Annotated in this window: 20 protein-coding genes; 6 read left to right on the top strand and 14 right to left on the bottom strand. The window is 72.4% G+C overall.

What is annotated here, in order from left to right:
- Positions 1–24: 24 nt before the first annotated feature.
- Both ACZ64A_RS19855 and ACZ64A_RS19850 read right to left on the bottom strand, forming a co-directional pair.
- Positions 25–615 carry a sigma-70 family RNA polymerase sigma factor gene (locus ACZ64A_RS19855; RefSeq protein ID WP_067240270.1) on the bottom strand — a complete coding sequence of 197 codons (591 nt, stop codon included), beginning with the start codon at positions 613–615 and terminating at the stop codon, positions 25–27.
- Positions 616–1798: 1183 nt separating this feature from the next.
- A complete protein-coding gene (locus ACZ64A_RS19850) occupies positions 1799–2410 on the bottom strand; it encodes a response regulator transcription factor (RefSeq protein WP_003948568.1) in 612 nt (203 codons plus the stop codon).
- 380 nt (positions 2411–2790) lie between these two features.
- Between ACZ64A_RS19850 and ACZ64A_RS19845 the strand changes: the two genes are divergently transcribed.
- Positions 2791–3117 (top strand): WhiB family transcriptional regulator, encoded by a 327-nt coding sequence (locus ACZ64A_RS19845; protein ID WP_361632180.1) that lies wholly within the window; start codon positions 2791–2793, stop codon positions 3115–3117.
- A 77-nt stretch (positions 3118–3194) separates the two neighbouring features.
- Here ACZ64A_RS19845 and ACZ64A_RS19840 read toward each other — a convergent pair whose 3' ends face one another.
- On the bottom strand, positions 3195–4094 hold the full coding sequence (locus ACZ64A_RS19840; RefSeq protein WP_469811710.1) for a LysR family transcriptional regulator: 900 nt from the start codon (positions 4092–4094) through the stop codon (positions 3195–3197).
- Positions 4095–4173: 79 nt separating this feature from the next.
- Between ACZ64A_RS19840 and ACZ64A_RS19835 the strand changes: the two genes are divergently transcribed.
- The 3 genes from ACZ64A_RS19835 to ACZ64A_RS19825 all read left to right on the top strand — a co-directional run bounded on the left by ACZ64A_RS19835 (position 4174) and on the right by ACZ64A_RS19825 (position 6465).
- The gene (locus ACZ64A_RS19835; RefSeq protein ID WP_469811708.1) at positions 4174–4842 is read left to right on the top strand and encodes an MOSC domain-containing protein; all 669 of its coding nucleotides are present in this window, start codon (positions 4174–4176) and stop codon (positions 4840–4842) included.
- Positions 4843–4904: 62 nt separating this feature from the next.
- On the top strand, positions 4905–5678 hold the full coding sequence (locus tag ACZ64A_RS19830; RefSeq protein ID WP_469811707.1) for an SDR family NAD(P)-dependent oxidoreductase: 774 nt from the start codon (positions 4905–4907) through the stop codon (positions 5676–5678).
- A gap of 79 nt (positions 5679–5757) precedes the next feature.
- A complete protein-coding gene (locus ACZ64A_RS19825; protein ID WP_469811705.1) occupies positions 5758–6465 on the top strand; it encodes an ester cyclase in 708 nt (235 codons plus the stop codon).
- Between the two features lie 88 nt (positions 6466–6553).
- Here ACZ64A_RS19825 and groL read toward each other — a convergent pair whose 3' ends face one another.
- The 4 genes from groL to ACZ64A_RS19805 form a co-directional block, all read right to left on the bottom strand.
- Positions 6554–8179: a chaperonin GroEL gene (gene groL / locus ACZ64A_RS19820; protein ID WP_469811703.1), complete on the bottom strand. Its 1626-nt coding sequence runs from the start codon at positions 8177–8179 to the stop codon at positions 6554–6556.
- A gap of 119 nt (positions 8180–8298) precedes the next feature.
- Positions 8299–8607, bottom strand: coding sequence for a co-chaperone GroES (gene groES, locus ACZ64A_RS19815; protein WP_009190181.1), 309 nt, complete (start codon positions 8605–8607; stop codon positions 8299–8301).
- A gap of 352 nt (positions 8608–8959) precedes the next feature.
- Positions 8960–9799: a polysaccharide deacetylase family protein gene (locus tag ACZ64A_RS19810; RefSeq protein ID WP_469811701.1), complete on the bottom strand. Its 840-nt coding sequence runs from the start codon at positions 9797–9799 to the stop codon at positions 8960–8962.
- Between the two features lie 11 nt (positions 9800–9810).
- Positions 9811–10752, bottom strand: coding sequence for a polysaccharide deacetylase family protein (locus ACZ64A_RS19805; protein ID WP_469811700.1), 942 nt, complete (start codon positions 10750–10752; stop codon positions 9811–9813).
- Between the two features lie 110 nt (positions 10753–10862).
- Here ACZ64A_RS19805 and ACZ64A_RS19800 point away from each other — a divergent pair, with 110 nt between their 5' ends.
- Entirely contained in the window at positions 10863–12032 is a 1170-nt protein-coding gene (locus ACZ64A_RS19800; RefSeq protein ID WP_469811698.1) for a THUMP-like domain-containing protein, read from the top strand.
- Positions 12033–12066: 34 nt separating this feature from the next.
- Here ACZ64A_RS19800 and ACZ64A_RS19795 read toward each other — a convergent pair whose 3' ends face one another.
- From ACZ64A_RS19795 to tsaB, 7 genes are all read right to left on the bottom strand, one after another.
- Positions 12067–13320 carry an RNA polymerase sigma factor gene (locus tag ACZ64A_RS19795; RefSeq protein WP_469811696.1) on the bottom strand — a complete coding sequence of 418 codons (1254 nt, stop codon included), beginning with the start codon at positions 13318–13320 and terminating at the stop codon, positions 12067–12069.
- A gap of 44 nt (positions 13321–13364) precedes the next feature.
- A complete protein-coding gene (locus ACZ64A_RS19790) occupies positions 13365–13721 on the bottom strand; it encodes a YciI family protein (RefSeq protein ID WP_469811695.1) in 357 nt (118 codons plus the stop codon).
- A 201-nt stretch (positions 13722–13922) separates the two neighbouring features.
- Positions 13923–14978 (bottom strand): LacI family DNA-binding transcriptional regulator, encoded by a 1056-nt coding sequence (locus ACZ64A_RS19785; RefSeq protein WP_469811694.1) that lies wholly within the window; start codon positions 14976–14978, stop codon positions 13923–13925.
- Between the two features lie 335 nt (positions 14979–15313).
- Complete coding sequence (locus ACZ64A_RS19780; protein ID WP_469811692.1) at positions 15314–15571, bottom strand: hypothetical protein; 258 nt, start codon at positions 15569–15571, stop codon at positions 15314–15316.
- On the bottom strand, positions 15568–16653 hold the full coding sequence (tsaD, locus tag ACZ64A_RS19775) for a tRNA (adenosine(37)-N6)-threonylcarbamoyltransferase complex transferase subunit TsaD (protein ID WP_469811691.1): 1086 nt from the start codon (positions 16651–16653) through the stop codon (positions 15568–15570). The genes ACZ64A_RS19780 and tsaD overlap by 4 nt, the downstream gene beginning before the upstream one ends.
- Positions 16646–17119, bottom strand: a complete 474-nt coding sequence (gene rimI / locus ACZ64A_RS19770; protein WP_469811910.1) for a ribosomal protein S18-alanine N-acetyltransferase — start codon at positions 17117–17119, stop codon at positions 16646–16648. Before rimI ends, tsaD begins: the two co-directional genes overlap by 8 nt.
- Before the next feature lie 29 nt (positions 17120–17148).
- Entirely contained in the window at positions 17149–17805 is a 657-nt protein-coding gene (tsaB, locus tag ACZ64A_RS19765) for a tRNA (adenosine(37)-N6)-threonylcarbamoyltransferase complex dimerization subunit type 1 TsaB (protein ID WP_469811689.1), read from the bottom strand.
- Positions 17806–17920: 115 nt separating this feature from the next.
- On the opposite strand from tsaB, the gene ACZ64A_RS19760 reads away from it, so the two are divergent.
- Positions 17921–18478 (top strand): hypothetical protein, encoded by a 558-nt coding sequence (locus ACZ64A_RS19760; protein ID WP_469811688.1) that lies wholly within the window; start codon positions 17921–17923, stop codon positions 18476–18478.
- Positions 18479–18573 lie beyond the last annotated feature (95 nt).

The following is an 18573-nucleotide window of genomic DNA, read 5'->3' as shown; positions in this document are numbered from 1 at the left end:
CGATCCGGCCGGGGCCAGGCGCAGTTACTGCTCGGCGAGCGCCCGCAGCCGGCTCAGCGCACGGTGCTGCGCCACCCGGACCGCGCCGGGTGACATTCCCAACATCTGGCCGGTCTCCTCGGCGGTGAGTCCCACCGCGATACGCAAAAGCAGCAGCTCGCGCTGGTTCTCCGGGAGGTTGGCCAGCAGTTTCTTCGCCCACTCGGCGTCGCTGCTGAGCAGGGCGCGCTCCTCGGGGCCCAGGGAGTCGTCGGGGCGCTCGGGCATCTCGTCGGACGGCACGGCCGTCGAGCCGGGGTGCCGCATCGCGGCCCGCTGGAGGTCGGCGACCTTGTGCGCGGCGATCGCGAAGACGAACGCCTCGAAGGGCCGGCCGGTGTCCTTGTAGCGCGGCAGCGCGAGCAGCACGGCGACGCAGACCTCCTGGGCGAGGTCCTCGACGAAGTGCCGGGCGTCGCCGGGCAGCCGCGACAGCCGCGTACGGCAGTAGCGCAGGGCCAGGGGGTGGACGTGGGCGAGCAGGTCGTGCGTGGCCTGTTCGTCGCCGTCCACCGCACGGTGCACGAGTGGCCCGATCGTCCCCTGGGCAGGAGTGGCCGCCTCGTCGTCACGCATCGGTCCATGGTGCCCTGCGGCTCTGACGTCCGTGGCACCGCGCTCGGCGTTGTGCACCGAAGCGTTATGAGCAGGTGCGCCGGAACTCATCCCCTGCGCCCTCCCCTTCCGCTCGACCGACTCGTCCCCGAGGAACTCCACACCTCAAGGATGCGGCATCGGCGCCGAAACGAGCAGCGGGCGTCCGCGAGGACTCTCCCGCGGGGCGGCGAACACCGGTACGCGCGCGTGCCGGGCCGCACCCCCGCCGCGCCCGGCCGCCTGCCCGACGGCGCCCCGCCAGGACCCGCCCCGGGGGCGTCCGACCTGGGACACCGCGCCGGACACACCCGGTCGGCCCGGCCCGGCGGCCACACCCCGGACGCCCGGAACAGCGACCCGCCGACAGCACCGGGCGCGCCTCCCGCACCGGCGAGAAGGAGATGCGTCACGCCCTGATGACGCCCGGCGTCGCTCCGGCACGCACAGCCACGGCAGGCAGATCCGGAATCCCCGGGCGGCACGCCGTACAAAGGCACGGCGGCGCTCCGGCACAGGTGGCCACCGCAGGAACCTCCGGTGAGCCGCAGCGCCACGCCGCACAGCCGACCGCCTGCGGCGCCACCCGGGCGGCCGCCACAGGAGCCCCCGGAACCCCTCAGCGGCATCCGGTACAAACGCACGGCGGCGCTCCGGCGCGGAAGAAAGCCGCCGCAGGAAACTCGGCAGGTCCCCCGCGGCACGCCGTACTGTCGCGCATCTTCGTTACGGCGCGGTCGGGCGCCGTGGGAGTCAGCCGGCCGCGGTCGGCGCGAACCGGTGGTCACCGGCCGCGGGCGGCGCGAGCCGGTGGTCGGGACGCGGCGCCGGTGCGAGGCGTCGCCGTAGGAAGCACCGAGCCGGGAGTCCTGCGGACCCGGCGGCCGGTCGTGCGGATCTCCGAGTCCCCGGAGCCGGGGGCCGCCCCGCGCCGGACGGGGCGCGGTCGGCGGGCGGGCACCCGGCATGGCGCAGGCCCTGCCCGCGCGGCCCCGGGACCGCAGCCCGCGAGGATCGCCTGCCGGGCATCCCCGGCCGCCCGCGCGGCGCCGCTCGCGCTCGTCGCGTGTGCGGGCGTTCCGCGTGCGGGCGTCGTCTGCCACCCCGTTCGCGCACGTAGACAAGGCACCGTCGCCCTTCGCCGAACCGGTGCGGCGGACAGGCCCTAGCGGACCAGGCCCCAGCGGAAGCCGAGCGCCACCGCGTGCGCGCGGTCGGAGGCGCCGAGCTTCTTGAACAGTCGCCGGGCGTGGGTCTTGACGGTGTCCTCGGAAAGGAACAGCTCGCGGCCGATCTCGGCGTTGGAGCGGCCGTGGCTCATGCCCTCCAGCACCTGGATCTCGCGTGCGGTGAGGGTGGGCGCGGCGCCCATCTCCGCCGAGCGCAGACGGCGCGGGGCCAGGCGCCAGGTCGGGTCGGCCAGCGCCTGCGTCACCGTGGCGCGCAGCTCGGCGCGCGAGGCGTCCTTGTGCAGGTAGCCGCGGGCACCGGCGGCGACCGCGAGGGCCACGCCGTCGAGGTCCTCGGCGACGGTCAGCATGATGATGCGCGCACCGGGGTCGGCCGACAGCAGCCGGCGGACGGTCTCGACACCGCCCAGGCCGGGCATGCGGACGTCCATCAGAATGAGGTCCGAGCGGTCGGCGCCCCAGCGGCGGAGGACTTCCTCGCCGTTGGCCGCCGTCGTCACACGCTCGACGCCGGGCACGGTCGCGACCGCGCGGCGGAGCGCCTCTCGGGCAAGCGGGGAGTCGTCGCAGACGAGGACGGAAGTCATGGCCGCCCTCCGCAGCTGATGCGCGTCACCTTGTGCCTCCAGGCTGGTACGAAATCGTCACCTGTGCGGTCGACCGTCTCGGACGCCTGCCCGAGCCCTTGTGTTTTCAACCGCCTCCGCACTCTCAACGACGGTCACTCGAAAGAGTTACGGGGCCATCTGCCGTCTTCGGCACTCTACGTGAGGGGGCGAACACAGTGGAGACACACGGGGCCAACCCTCAAGCTTTCATCACAACCATGCCCCATTTGGCCCCATTTCTTCCCATGCGCTGGTGTCTGAGGCTAGATTCGCAATGAGTCATATTTTCATCTCCTTAGATCGTAGTTGTACGGTCGTGGGCACCGTATCCACTCAGAACGGCTGCAAGGGGTCACGCAATGGCAGATTTCTCCCGCCTTCCCGGACCGAACGCGGACCTGTGGGACTGGCAGCTGCTCGCTGCCTGCCGCGGTGTGGACAGCTCCCTCTTCTTCCATCCGGAGGGTGAGCGCGGTGCAGCGCGGAGTGCTCGTGAGAACTCGGCCAAAGAGGTCTGCATGAGGTGCCCGGTCCGCGCGCAGTGCGCGGCACACGCTCTCGCGGTGCGTGAACCGTACGGCGTGTGGGGCGGGTTGACCGAGGACGAGCGCGAAGAGCTCATGGGGCGGGCACGCAACCGCCTGGTGACGGCGTCGGCCGGCGGGAATGCCGGTTCGAACACCTGAAGGAACGTTTCTGCATCACCCCCAGGGCACGCCTACCCGCGTGCCCTTTCTTTCGGCCTCCGGCCGGGGAGCCCGCGCTACCGCTGCGCCGTGCGCGCCAGCTGCTCCAGCGTCGCCGCGACCGCCGGCACCTGGGCCAGATCCGGCAGGGTGAGGGCGACGATCTCCCGCCGCACCGACGGTTCAAGCGTCAACATGCGTACGCCACGGGGACGTACGGACTCCACGGCGAGCTGGGGCAGGACGGCGACGCCGAGCCCGGCGCCGACCAGACCGACCACCGCGGGGTAGTCGTCGGTGGCGAAGTCGATGCGGGGGGTGAAGCCCGCACCCTCGCAGACCTCGACCAGCTGGCCCCGGCAGCGCGGGCAGCCCGCGATCCACGGCTCGGCGGCCAGCGCGCCGATGGCCAGCGGCTCCGCGCGCTCCGCGAGCGGGTGCCGTTCGGGCAGCAGGGCGACGAGACGATCCGTCAGCAGCGGCCGGACGACGAGGTCGTCCCACTCCTCGGCGCCCGCCGCGCCCTCGTAGCGGAAGGCGAGCGCGATGTCGCAGTCGCCCTCGCGCAGCAGCTCCACGGACCGCGGCGGTTCGGCCTCCTCCAGGGAGACCCGGGTGCCGGGGTGGGCGGCGCGCAGGGCGGCCAGGGCGGTGGGCACGAGGGTGGAGCTGCCGCTGGGGAAGGAGACCAGCCGGACCCGGCCGGCACGCAGCCCGGCGATCGCGGCGACCTCCTCCTCGGCGGCGGTCAGCCCGGCGAGGATGCCGGTCGCGTGCCGCACCAGCGCCTCGCCGGCCTGGGTCAGCCGCATCTCGCGTCCGGTGCGCACGAGCAGCGGGGTGCCGACGGAGCCCTCCAGGGCCTTCATCTGCTGACTGACGGCGGGCTGGGTGCAGCCTAGCTCGCGGGCCGCGGCGGAGAAGGATCCGGTGGTGGCGACGGCGCGCAGGACGCGGAGATGACGAGCCTCGATCACCCCTCAAGCATAAGGGAAGCTTGGATTCCGTGCGGAATACCGCGTCGACACTTTGAGGTCTGCTCGCTACCGTGCCCCCATGAAGCTTCTGTCTCTCAACGTGGGCCGGGCCCGGGCCGTCCCCTTCACCGACCAGCCCGACGGGCTGACCGGCATCGACAAGCGCCCGGTGGACGGGCCGGTCAAGGTGACGGCGCCGGGGCCGAGGGGGGTCGGCGCGAGCGGGCTGGCCGGGGACGCGGTGTGCGACACCCGCCACCACGGCGGCGACGACCAGGCGGTGTACGCCTTCGCCCGCGAGGACCTGGACGACTGGGAGCGCGAGCTGGGGCGGGAACTGATGAACGGCACGTTCGGCGAGAACCTCACCACCCGGGGTGTGGACGTCTGCGGCGCGCTGATCGGCGAGCGCTGGCGGATCGGCCCGGATGTGGTGCTGGAGGTGACCAGCGGGCGCATTCCCTGCCGTACCTTCCAGGAGCACCTGGGTGAGAAGGGCTGGGTGCGCCGGTTCACGCACCGGGGCGCGCCGGGGGCGTATCTGCGGGTGATCGAGCCGGGGGAGATCCGCGCGGGCGACGCGATCGAGATCGTGCACCGGCCGGAGCACGATGTGACGGTGGCGGTGCAGTTCCGGGCCGTCACCACCGAGCGCGAGCTGCTGCCCCGGCTGCTGGCGGCCGGTGCGGCACTGCATCCGGACTCGCTGGCGGCGGCGCGCAAGTACGTCGGGCAGCAGGGGCGCTGACCTCATGTCAGGCCGGGGTGCGCAGCGCGGAGCCTGTCAGTCCGGGTAACTACTCTTGGCGCATGACAACGGCTCTGATTACGGGATCGACCGCGGGGATCGGTGCCGCGTTCGCGCGGCGGCTGGCGGCTGACGGGCACAACCTCGTGCTGGTGGCCCGGGACACCAAGCGGCTGCGCGAGCAGGCGACCGAGCTGCACGACCGGCACGGCATCGAGGCGGAGGTGCTGACCGCCGACCTGGCCGAGGACGACGGCATCGAGGCGGTCGCCGCCCGCCTCGGTGACCGGCGCAGCCCCGTCGACCTGCTGATCAACAACGCCGGCTTCGGCAACAAGGGCCGCTATCTCGAGGTCCCGATGGCCGACGAGCTGAGAATGCTGAAGGTGCACTGCGAGGCGGTGCTGCGGCTGACGTCGGCGGCGACGGAGGCGATGCGCGAGCGCGGCCGCGGCGGGGTCGTCAACGTCGCGTCGGTCGCCGCCTTCGTGCCGCGCGGCACGTACGGGGCGTCCAAGGCGTGGGTCGTGCAGTTCTCCCAGGGCGCGGCGCGCGACCTGGCGGGCAGCGGCGTACGGCTGATGGCGCTGTGCCCGGGCTTCGTGCGCACGGAGTTCCACCAGCGGGCCGGGATGGGCACGGACAGCATCCCGAACTGGATGTGGCTGGACGCCGACAAGGTGGTCGCCGCGGCCCTCGGCGACCTGGCCCGCGGCCGCACCGTGTCCATTCCGGATCCCCGTTACAAGGCGCTGCTGGGCGCGGCGAAGCTCGTCCCGAGAGGACTGCTGGGCGGGCTCACGTCCCGCACGGGGCGGAAGTACGGGCCGCAGTAGCGACAGGTGAAGGCGGCTGTCCGGTGGGAAAATGGACCGACGGACACACCGGACCCACGGGGGGACCGGAGGCGGCGCCATGACCTTCGTACAGCTCATCGATTGCAAGACCAGCCGGTTCGACGAGATGGACCGGCTGATGGACACCTGGGTCGAGAAGACCAAGGGGAAGCGGACGGCGACGCACGCGGTGGTCGGCAAGGACCGCTCCGACGCGTCGCACTTCATCGAGATCGTGGAGTTCCCCTCGTACGAGGAGGCGATGCGGAACTCCAACATGCCCGAGACGGACCGGATCTTCCGGGACATGGTCGCCCTGTGCGACGAGATGCCGTCCTTCACCGACCTGGACGTGGTGCGGGACGACCAGTTGTCCGAGGACACCGTGCGGCGCTTCTTCACCACACTGGGGACGGCCGGCGACCTGCCGCCGCTCAACGACCTGCTGGACGAGGACATCCACAGCCACGACCCGATCAATCCGCAGGACACCCTCGGACTGGACGCCATGCGCAGCGAGTTCCGGATGTGGCGGGCCGCGTTCGACTTCTCCTTCACGGTCGAGGACGTGCTGGCCCACGAGAACCGGGTCTGCGCGCGGTGGACCTGGAACGCCACGCACACGGGCGACTTCCTCGGCATCGCGCCCACGGGGAAGCAGGTCACCATGACCGGGACGACCTGGTTCCGCTTCACTGGCGACGGCAAGATCGCCGAGCTGTGGTGGCAGCACGACCAGCTGGGCCTCATGCAGCAGCTGGGCGCACTGGAGCCGCTGGAACGCTGACCACGCGAGAGCGCTGACCACGCGGGAGCGCCGGCAACGCCAAAGGCCCGGCACCCCAAGGGGTGCCGGGCCTCAGTGCTGACGTGCGTCAGTGGGCGTGGCCGTGGCCGTGGCCCGCGGCAGCCGGCTCTTCCTCTTCCTTCTTCTCGACGACCAGGGTCTCGGTCGTGAGCAGCAGGGAGGCGATGGAGGCGGCGTTCTCCAGGGCGGAGCGGGTGACCTTGACCGGGTCGATGACGCCGGCCTTGACCAGGTCGCCGTACTCGCCGGTGGCGGCGTTGTAGCCGTTGCCCTTCTCGAGCTCGGCCACCTTGGAGACGATGACGTAGCCCTCGAGGCCGGCGTTCTCGGCGATCCAGCGCAGCGGCTCGACGGCGGCCTTGCGGACCACGGAGACACCGGTGGCCTCGTCGCCGGTCTTGCCGAGGTTGCCCTCGAGGACCTTGACGGCGTGGACCAGCGCGGAGCCACCACCGGAGACGATGCCCTCCTCGACCGCGGCGCGGGTCGCGGAGATGGCGTCCTCCAGACGGTGCTTCTTCTCCTTCAGCTCCACCTCGGTGGCGGCGCCGACCTTGATCACGCACACGCCGCCGGCCAGCTTCGCGAGGCGCTCCTGGAGCTTCTCGCGGTCCCAGTCGGAGTCCGTGTTCTCGATCTCGGCCTTGATCTGCGCGACGCGGCCCTGGACGTCCGCGGAGTTGCCGGCGCCCTCGACGATCGTGGTGTCGTCCTTGGTGACGGTCACGCGGCGGGCGGTGCCGAGCACGTCGAGACCGACCTGGTCGAGCTTGAGGCCGACCTCCTCGGAGATGACGGTGGCGCCGGTGAGGACGGCCATGTCCTGCAGCATCGCCTTGCGGCGGTCGCCGAAGCCGGGGGCCTTCACCGCGACGGCGTTGAAGGTGCCGCGGATCTTGTTGACGACCAGGGTCGACAGGGCCTCGCCCTCGACGTCCTCGGCGATGATCAGCAGCGGCTTGGAGGAGCCGGCCTGGATGACCTTCTCCAGCAGCGGCAGCAGGTCGGCGATGGCGCCGATCTTGCCCTGCGTGATCAGGATGTACGGGTCGTCGAGGACGGCCTCCATACGCTCCTGGTCGGTGACGAAGTACGGGGACAGGTAGCCCTTGTCGAAGGCCATGCCCTCGGTGAAGTCGAGCTCCAGGCCGAAGGTGTTGGACTCCTCGACGGTGATGACACCGTCCTTGCCGACCTTGTCCATCGCCTCGGCGATCAGCTCGCCGACCTGCTGGTCCTGGGCGGACAGCGCGGCGACGGCGGCGATGTCGGACTTCTCGTCGATCGGGCGCGCCGTGGCGAGCAGGTCGTCGGAGACGGCCTTGACCGCGGCGTCGATGCCCTTCTTGAGCAGGGCCGGGGAGGCGCCGGCGGCGACGTTCTTCAGACCCTCGCGGACGAGCGCCTGGGCCAGCACGGTCGCGGTGGTCGTACCGTCACCCGCGATGTCGTTGGTCTTGGTCGCCACCTCCTTGACCAGCTGGGCGCCGAGGTTCTCGTACGGGTCCTCGATCTCCACCTCACGGGCGATGGTCACGCCGTCGTTGGTGATGGTCGGGGCGCCGAACTTCTTGTCGATGACGACGTTGCGGCCCTTGGGGCCGATGGTCACCTTGACGGTGTCGGCAAGCTTGTTGACGCCGCGCTCGAGGGCGCGACGGGCGTCCTCGTCGAACTTCAGGATCTTCGCCATGGCAGCGGGAGCCCTCTCGGAAATCTCGTGGGTAAAACGACTGCGCCCCGGCGCCCGGCTTCGTTATCGGTCGCAGGGGCCAGGGCGCAGCTGAAAGCAGAGCTTCGGGTGAAGTGTGCTTACTTCTCGATGATCGCGAGCACGTCGCGGGCCGAGAGAACGAGGTACTCCTCGTTGTTGTACTTCACCTCGGTGCCGCCGTACTTGCTGTAGAGCACCACGTCGCCGACCTTCACGTCGAGCGGCAGACGGTTGCCGTCCTCGAAGCGACCCGGGCCCACGGCCAGGACAACGCCCTCCTGGGGCTTCTCCTTGGCGGTGTCCGGGATGACCAGGCCGGAGGCCGTGGTCTGCTCGGCGTCGAGCGGCTGGACCACGATGCGGTCCTCGAGCGGCTTGATGGCAACCTTGGAGCTGGCGGTCGTCACGATCCGACCTCCCCCTTCGGAGATCTCACGGGGTTAACTGTCTGAGGTGGCGACCAGGTCGATCCGTCGTCGCGGGTGCCGGACCTGCCCGTCGCTTTGTTGGCACTCTCATCTGCCGAGTGCCAGAGCCGAGACTATGACCGGGATTAGCACTCGGTCAAGCGGAGTGCCAATTACCGTGCGGCGCGTCTGGGAATCGGCCCCGGCCGGGGGTGGGTGCGCAGCCCGGCGCGACGGCTGCCGCAGGCACAAAAAGGGGCGCGGGGAACCGCGCGACCAGCCACAACGCGACCCGCACCCGACAGCACAGCCGGCGCCGCAGGCACACCGCACACGCGGCCACCCCCAGCACCTACAGGTAGTCCTCCAGGCGTCCCACCGTCAGGCCGTCGGCCTGGATCTGCCGTAGCAGTCGCACCGTCCGCTCCCGCAGCAGCGGTCCCGTCGTCTCGTCCGGATCGACCGCGATGATGTCCCCCGGCCCCAGCCGCCGCTCGCCCGCGACAAAGGACAGCTTCCCGTCACCGCCCAGCGACACCCGCCACAGCACCACCGCCGAGATCCCGCAGTCCCCCGCCGCCCGCAGCGTCGTCGCGTCGTACGTGCCGTACGGCGGCCGGAAGAGCCGGGGCCGCACCCCGAACCGGGCGCGCAGCCGGCGCTGCTGCCCGCAGATCTCCGCCCGCTGCCCGGCGTACGGCAGGCCCCGCATCGCGGGGTGGTCGAGCGTGTGGTTCTCCAGCGACGCCCCGACCGCCCGCAGCCGCGCGATGTGCGCGTACCCCGGCCCGGCCACCGGCCCGACCACGCTGTCCGTGAGGAACATCGCGACCGGCAGTCGCAGTTCGCGCACCAGGTCGACGAACCGGGGATCCCGCTCGGCCCCGTCGTCGTAGGTCAGGAAGACGACCTTGTGCCGTGTCGGCACCCGGTCGACGACCAAGGGCGGAGCGGATCCCGCGCTGCCGAGGACCCGGCTGACGCGCCCCCGCGCGGCGGACGGCGCGGGGGCAAGCGGCCGCGTGAGACCCCAGCGCCGGTACGCCGGCCGGGCGGCGGCGGGACGGTGCGTACCGACCCGTTCCGCCGTCTTCTTGCCGAGCCGTTCGATCGGGTCCACGGACTGCGCGCACCCCGTCAGACAGATCGCCGCCACGGCGACCGCCGCCAGGACGGCGACGACGGCGGTCATCCCCCGCGTCCTCACAGGTAGTCCTCCAGGCGGGCCACCGCGTACCCCTTGTCCGTCACCTTCTTCAGGAACCGGCGGACCATGTCGGGCATCGTGCCCTTCCAGTCGTCCCGGCCGCGGAAGTGCGTCAGGACGATGTCGCCGGGGTGGAGGTCCTGGTCGTCCTCGCGGTACTCCCAGTGGTCGACGAAGACCTCCTCGTCCCAGAGCGGGGCGTACTTGATCCCGCAGGACTTGGCGGCGCGCAGCGTGTCCTGGTTGTAGTTGCCGTACGGCGGCCGGAAGACGGTGGGCCGCTTGCCGTACTGCCGCTCGATGATGTCCTGCATGTCGCAGATCTCGTGCTTCTGCTCGGTGTAGGACAGCCCCGGCAGATACGGGTGGTGCAGGGTGTGGTTGTTCAGCGTCACCCCGCGCGCCTGCATCTTCTTGAAGTAGCCGTAGTCGTCCTTGATCAGGTAGTTGCTGAGGAAGGCCGTGTACGGGATGCGCAACTCGCTCATCATGCGCAGGAAGGCGGGGTCCTTCTCGGCGCCGTCGTCGATGGTGAGGAAGACGATCTTCTGGCGGGTCGGGATGCGGGTGAAGACGGGCGGCAGGCCCAGCTCCTCCTGGTCGTCGACCTCGAAGCCCTGCCGGGTGTGGATGCGGGGCTTTTGCCGGGGCGGCGGCGGGGCGGTCAGTGGCACCGAGGACAGTCCCCAGCGCTTGGCGGCCGCCACCCGCGCGGCGTACTCGGCGCGCAGCTTGGTGGCGTAGGAGTCGAGGGCGCGAGCCGGGGGCGCGTGCAGGGCCTGCTGCTGACCGGCGGCCGGGCCGACCTCGGACCCCGTGGCGCCGGTGCCGGCGGCGCAGCCGGAGGCGAGGGCGGTGGCGGTGAGCACGGCGAGGGAGCCGCGCAGGGCCCCACACCGAAACACCCGAGTTTTGTCATTTTGTACGACTACTCCCATGGGCTCGGATCTTCGCAGCCCGCCCTCCACGAGCCGCCCCGACACCACCACCGGCCGCCCACCATCCACCGAGTGGCCCACACCCCGCCCCCCTGCCCGACAATGACCCGGTGAACGACCTCGCCCCTCTTCTCACGCCCGAAGGCCGCGCCCTGCTCGACCAGGTGCGTGACACGGACCCCGCCGACGAACTCGCCGTCGCCACCCGGCTGCGCCGGGAGCACCCGGCGGAGCTGGTGTCGGCCGCGCTCGGCCAGGCGCGGCTGCGGCAGCGGGCGGTGGCGAAGTTCGGGGCCGAGGACGCCGCGCGGATGTTCTTCACGCCCAACGGCGTCGAGCAGTCCACACGGGCGAGCGTCGCGGCGTACCGGGCGGCCCGGATGAGGGATCTGGGCGTCACCTCCGTCGCCGACCTGTGCTCCGGCATCGGCGGCGACGCGCTCGCCCTCGCCCGCGCCGGCATCCGCGTCCTCGCGGTGGACCGCGACCCGCTGACCGCGGCGGCGGCCCGCGCCAACGCCGAGGCGCTCGGGCTTACCGATCTGATCGAGGTGCGGGAGGCGGATGTCACCGAGGTCGACACCGCCGGGTACGACGCCGTGTTCGTCGACCCCGCCCGGCGCGGCGGACGCGGCCGCATCTTCGACCCTGAGGCGTACTCGCCGCCCCTGTCCTGGGCCGTGCAGGCGGCGCTCAAAGCCCCGCACGCCGCGCTGAAGATCGCCCCCGGCGTGCCGCACGAGGCGGTCCCCGCCGAGGCCGCGGCGGAGTGGATCTCCGACGGCGGCGACGTGAAGGAGGCGGTGCTGTGGTTCGGCACCGGCGCACCGGGCACGGTCCGGGCGACGCTGCTGCCGGGGCCGCACACCCTGCCCGGCCGTGGACTGCCCGACCCGGCCGTCCGCCCCGTGGGGCGGTACCTCTACGAGCCCGACGGCGCCGTCATCCGCGCGCACCTGGTCGCCGAGGTGGCCGAGCAGGTCGGCGGCGGACTGCTGGACGCCACGATCGCCTACGTCACGTCCGACGAGCTGCACCCGACGCCGTACGCCTCCGCCTACGAGATCACCGGGCAACTCCCCTTCAGTGTGAAGAAGTTGAAGGCGCTGCTGCGGGAGCGCCAGGTGGGCGTGCTGACGGTGAAGAAGCGGGGCTCGGCGGTCGAGCCGGAGGAGCTGCGCCGCAAGGTGCTCCCGAAGCCGCACGGCACCCACGCGCTCACGGTCTTCCTCACACGCGTCGCGGGCGCCCCCACCATGCTGCTCGGCCACCCCGCCTGACGCCGCGCCACCGACCCGGTCCGAACGAGACCCCCTAACGGCACTCCGCCGCCCGTCGTCGCAGCAGCTCGCGCTCGCGCTCGTTGGCCGTCAGGGACGCGGCCCGCTCGAACTCCGCGCGCGCCTGGTCCGTACGGCCGAGGCGTTGCAGGAGGTCGCCGCGGACACTGGGCAGGAGGTGGTAGTCACGCAGCCGGTCGGCGAGGCCGTCGACGATCTCCAGGGCGGGGCCGGGGCCGTCCGCCATGGACACGGCCACCGCCCGGTTCAGTTCCACCACCGGCGAGGGGGCCCGGGCGGCGAGCAGGGCGTACAGGGTCGCGATGGCGGACCAGTCGGTCTCCTCGTAGGTGTGGGCGCGGGCGTGGCAGGCCGCGATGGCCGCCTGGAGGGCGTACGGCCCGGGAGGGCCGGCGGCCGTGGCCTCGACGCGTTCCAGGGCGGCGACGCCCCGGGCGATGAGCAGGCGGTTCCAGCGGCCGCGGTTCTGGTCCGCGAGCAGGACCGGTTCACCGTTCGGCCCGGTGCGGGCGGCGGCGCGGGCGGCCTGGAACTCCAGCAGCGCGGCGAGCCCGTGCACCTCGGGTTCCTTGGGCATCAGCTGGGCGAGCTGCCGGGCGAGCCGCAGCGCGTCCTCGCACAGCGACGGGCGCAGCCAGTCGTCGCCCGCGGTGGCCGCGTACCCCTCGTTGAAGACCAGGTAGATGACGTCGAGGACCGAGCCGAGGCGGGCGGCACGGTCGGGGCCGCTGGGGACCTCGAAGGCGACGTTCTTCTTGGCCAGGGTGCGTTTGGCGCGCACGATCCGCTGGGCGACCGTCGGCTCGGGCACCAGGAACGCGCGGGCGATCTCGGCGGTGCTCAGACCGCCGAGCAGGCGCAGAGTGAGGGCGATGCGGGCCTCGGCGGACAGCACCGGGTGACAGGCGGTGAAGACGAGCCGGAGCAGGTCGTCGTCGATGTCGTCAGGGTCGGCGGGCTCCTCGGGCGCGACCGTCGTGTCGAGACCGCGGCCGATCTCCTGGAGCTTGCGGGCGTAGCTCTCCCGGCGCCGGATCAGATCGACGGCACGGCGGCGGGCGGCGGTGGTCAGCCAGGCGCCCGGGTTGTCGGGCACGCCGTCGCGCGGCCACTGCTCGAGGGCGGCGACCAGGGCGTCCTGGGCGAGTTCCTCCGCGATGCCTATGTCCCGGACGACACGGGTGACCGCGGCGACGACCCGCGGGAACTCCATCCGGAACACGGTCTCGATGGCGCCGCGCGGCTCGATGACGGGCTGCTCCTCCACAGCCCACCATCGAACACCGCTCACCGGCCCACGCCAAGCGGACGTCAGCCTTCCGCGATTTCCCGGACCTCGCACGTGACCGTCCAGAACTCCTCGTGCACCTTCAGGAACCGCTTGGTCCACTCGACGGCCTCGGCCATGTCCTTGCACTGCATGATCGCGTAACCGCCGACGACCTCCTTGGACTCGGTGAACGGCCCGTCGGTGACGGAGAGCTCGCCGCCCTCCCAGTGGACCCGCTTGCCCTGCGCGGTCGGCGTCAGCCCGTCGGTGGCGAGCATGACACCCGCCTTGGTGATCTCCTCGATCAGCTCTCCCATGCGCTGCATCAGCTCGGCGCTGGGGCCCCCGGCGGGCGTGTTGTTCTCGTCGATCCGCACGAGCGACAGGTAACGGGGCATGACGCCCTCCTCGGTGTCGGTTCGGCCGGGTCCTTCCCGGCCTCTCACCCCTGCGTCGATCGGCGGACGACGGAATCGACACACACGCCGGATTTTTTTTCCGGGCCAGGTGCGGACCGCACCGAAGGGCGCGAACGCCCCGAAAATTTCGGTTACCGAGCCGACTCACTTCGGGCGAGTGCGGAGGCACCCGCCCCTACGTCACCTGCCGGCCACCGGCGCCCCGGTGCTCGCCCTCTCCACCAGGCTGGTCGCCAGCTCCACCCGCGTGGCCGCAGGCGTCCCGTCCCCGCGTCCCAGCTCCAGCACCAGCCGGGCCGCCGCCTCGGCCATCTCGGTCAGCGGCTGCCGCACGGTCGTCAGCGGCGGCCCGACCCAGCGGGCCACCGGGAGGTCGTCGAAGCCGACGACGCTGAGGTCCTCCGGGATGCGCAGGCCCAGCTCGCGGGCGGCCTCGTACAGGCCGAGCGCCTGAAGGTCGTTGCCGGCGAAGACGGCCGTGGGGCGCTCGGGAAGCCGCAGCAGCTCACGGCCGAGCCGGTAGCCGGTCTCGTGGTGGAAGTCGCCGGTCCTGATCAGCGCAGGGTCGACGGGCAGCCCGGCGGTCTCCAGGGCGGCCCGGTAGCCGTCGACGCGGGCGCGGCTGCACAGCATCCGCTTCGGTCCGCTGATCGCGCCGATCCGGGTGTGGCCGAGTTCGATCAGGTGGCGGGTGGCGGCAAGGCCGCCCTGCCAGTTGGTGGCGCCGATGGAGGGCACGTCGGCCCCGGGGTCACCGGCCGGGTCCATCACCACGAACGGGACGGAGCGGCTGGTCAGCAGCGCCCGCTGGGACTCGTCCAGGTCGGACAGCACGAGGATCACACCGTGCGGGCGGCGCGCGGCGACCTGGTCGGCCCAGGTCCGCCCGGGGGTGAGCCGTCCGGCGCTCTCGCTGAGCACGACGCTCAGACCGGCGTCGCGGGCGACGTTCTCCACACCCCGGATGACCTCCATCGCCCAGGCGCTCTCCAGCTCGTGGAAGACGAGGTCGATCAGCGGGGAGCGGCTGGCCTCGGCCCGCCGGCGCCGGTAGCCGTGGGCCCGCAGCAGCTCCTCGACCCGGGTCCGGGTGGCCGGGGCGACGTCGGCGCGGCCGTTGAGAACCTTGGACACGGTCGGGGCCGACACGCCGGCCTCACGGGCGATCTCGGCGAGCGTCGCGGTGCGGCCGGACCGGCCTGTGCTCTGCGTTCCGGCGGATTCCGAGGCTGTCATGGCGGCGATCGTATCCCCGCCGGACCGAAACATTCGACTGCCGTGTCGCCGGCCGGCCGGCGGCCCGCAGCCGCGTACGGCGGGAAGGGGACGGGGTGGGGGGTGTCCGCCCGCAGCGTCCGGCACCGTGACACGGCACCCCCGTCGAAAACGGCCGGCCGGACCGAGGACGGACACCCCCCACCCCGGCCCCGCCTTGACCACCACCCGTAGGCGGCGACGCACGCCACGACGGACCGCAACGGGCCGCCGCAGGCAAAAAAGGGGCGCGGGGAACGGCGCGACCAGCCCCCACGCACCCGCAGACAACAACGCACCCAGCGCCGCAGGCTGCGTCAGTCCTCCGCCACCGACTCGAACCGCCACCGGTGCACCAGCCGTGTCACCAAGCCGACGTCCGGCTCGGGCAGTTCGGGCAGCTCGGCGTCGTAGGCGGCGTCCCACCAGGTGACGACCAGGACGCGGTCCTGCGGGGCGCGGAAGGTCTCGCGGCGCAGCGGGGTGCCGTCCAGGGCCCGGGACCGGGCCCAGTCGAGCAGCTCCGCGCCGCGGCCGGCGGCCGCCCGCGCCTCCCACATCAGCGCGACGGTCATGAGTACAGGTTGTCCTTGCTGACCTCGTGCACATGGTCGTGCGCGGGCACATGCGGGTCCGTGACCGGCAGCGAGGAGTCCGCGGACAGGTCCCAGCCGGAGGCGGCCCGGTTACGGGCGACCATTTCCGCGCCGAGCGCGGCGACCATCGCGCCGTTGTCCGTGCACAGCTTGGGCCGCGGGACGCGCAGCCGGATGCCGGCCTTCTCGCAGCGCTCCTGCGCGAGCGCGCGCAGCCGGGAGTTGGCGGCCACACCGCCGCCGATCATCAGGTGGTCGACGCCCTCGTCCTTGCAGGCGCGCACCGCCTTGCGGGTGAGCACGTCCACCACGGCCTCCTGGAAGGACGCGGCGACATCGCGCACCGGGACGTCCTCGCCCGCGGCGCGCCTGGCCTCGATCCAGCGGGCGACGGCCGTCTTCAGACCGGAGAAGGAGAAGTCGTACGCCGGGTCGCGCGGCCCGGTCAGTCCGCGCGGGAACGCGATCGCCCCCGGGTCGCCCTCCTTCGCGTACCGGTCGATGACCGGGCCGCCGGGGAAGCCCAGGTTCAGCACACGGGCGATCTTGTCGAAGGCCTCGCCGGCCGCGTCGTCGATGGTCGCGCCCATCGGGCGGACGTCGGAGGTGATGTCGGAGGACAGCAGCAGCGAGGAGTGGCCGCCGGAGACCAGCAGCGCCATCGTCGGCTCGGGCAGCGGGCCGTGCTCCAGCTGGTCGACGCAGATGTGCGAGGCGAGGTGGTTGACGCCGTAGAGCGGCTTGCCGAGGGCGTAGGCGTACGCCTTCGCCGCCGACACGCCGACCAGCAGCGCGCCGGCGAGGCCGGGACCCGCGGTGACGGCGATGCCGTCGAGGTCCTTGGCGCTGACGCCGGCCTCCTTCAGCGCGCGGTCGATCGTGGGGACCATCGCCTCCAGATGGGCGCGGGAGGCGACCTCGGGGACGACTCCGCCGAAGCGGGCGTGCTCGTCGACGCTGGAGGCGATGGCGTCGGCCAGCAGGGTGGTGCCGCGGACGATGCCGACGCCGGTCTCGTCGCAGGAGGTCTCGATCCCCAGGACCAGGGGTTCGTCAGCCATTGATCTCGGTTCCTTGTACGGAGGAAGAAGGGTCGGTCAGGCGCATCACCAGGGCGTCGACGTTGCCGGGCTGGTAGTAGCCGCGCCGGAAGCCGATGGGCTCGAAGCCGAAGCGCTCGTAGAGCTTCTGCGCGCGGGTGTTGTCCACCCGGCACTCCAGCATGACCTCGGCGCACTCGAAGGCGGTCGCGGCCCGCAGCAGCTCGGTCAGCAGCCGGCTGCCGAGCCCGGTGCCCTGCTGGTCGCGGGCGACGGCGATGGTCTGCACGTCGGCCTGCTCACCGGAGGAGGCGAGCCCGGCGTAGCCGACGATGCGCTCGCCCGCCTGGGCGACGACGTAGCGCCGGGTGGCGTCGGCGCCCCGGGAGTGGGCCAGCTCGGACCAGAACATGCCGCGCGACCAGGCGTCCTCCGGGAACAGGTCGCGTTCCAGCTCCAGCACGGGATCGATGTCCCACCAGCGCATCTCGCGCAGGACGACGGTGTCGGCTCCGGTCACTTGGGGGTGACCACCTTGTAGTTCTTGGGGACCTGGGCGTCGGGGCGGCGCAGATACAGCGGGCGCGGCGCCTGAAGCTCCTCACCGGCGGCCAGCTTCGCGGCGGCGAGCCGGGCGAGGGCGGCGGCGGAGACGTGCTCGGGTTCATGGGCCTGCGGGAAGGTGTCCGGGTACAGCAGCGCGCCCGCGCCGACGGCCGGGAGCCCTGCGACCCGGTCGGCGATGTCGGCGGGCCGGTCGACGGCCGGGCCGGTCAGCCGCGTGCGGGAGTCGGCGTACGTGGCCCAGTAGACCTCCTTGCGCCGGGCGTCGGTCGCCACGACGAAGGGGCCGGAGTCCAGGTCGGCGGCGTAGGCGAGGCCGTCCAGGGTGCAGACGCCGTGCACGGGCACGCCGAGCGCGAGGCCGAACGTGTCGGCGGTCATCAGGCCCACGCGCAGCCCGGTGTAGGGGCCCGGGCCGGTGCCGACGACGATGCCGGTGACGGCGTCCAGCTTCAGTCCGGCCTCGGCGAGCACACGGTCCACGGCCGGCAGCAGCAGCTCGCCGTGCCGGCGGGCGTCCACCTGGCTCGTAGAGGCGATGACGTCCGTGCCGTCGTGCAGCGCGACGGTCACGGCGGGTGTGGCGGTATCCAGAGCGAGCAAGAGCACGCAAACAGCCTACGGCGCCGCGGGCCCCGTGTCGGACGCGCCGGAGGGACGGCCGTTGACTGCTACCGTCGCCGGAAAGCCCGTTTCCTTTGCATTTGTGGTGAGGTGTACGACGGTGGCAAGCAGCAGCGCGGGGTTCGTGGCCGGGCTGACCGCGGCGGCCCTGGCGACGGTCGGCTTCCTCGGCTGGCAGGCGTCCGCGAGCCTCCCGGCCGAGCTGGGCGGCGCCGCCCAGCCGACCGTGCCGCCCGCCGTGAGCGCCTCCAAGGCGCCCCGGGACAAGAAGAACCCGGCGGAGCTGCCCGCCGGCACCGGCAGTGGGCCCCGGGTCGTGTACGGCCTGGACGACAACCGGGTGTGGCTGGTCGACCAGGGAGACAAGGTGCGCCGCACGTTCCGCGTCGACCCCGGCAGCGTGGACCCGGCGCCGGGCGTCTACATGGTCACCTCGCGCTCGGGCGCGGTCACCGGCACGGACGGTGTCCCCGTCGAGCACGTCGTCCGCTTCACCGCCGTGAACGGCGTCTCGATCGGCTTCAGCGCGGAGGCGGGCCCGGCGACCCGGCCCCCCGACGACGGCGTCCTGACCGGCGGCATCCGCGAAACCCGCCCGGACGGCACGGCAATGTGGGACTTCGCGACGATCGGCCGCCGGGTGGTAGTGATCCACTAGCCCGGCGACCCACCGGCCGTGACCCACCGACCCGAGGACGTCGGACCGGGGCGTCGGTCCGAGGACGTCGACTTGCCGCGCCGGTCGGAGACCTC

The organism is Streptomyces sp. NPDC104814 (assembly GCF_055583185.1).
Note: the sequence above shows the minus strand (reverse complement) of the source record. Positions and strands in the feature narration are given on the sequence as shown.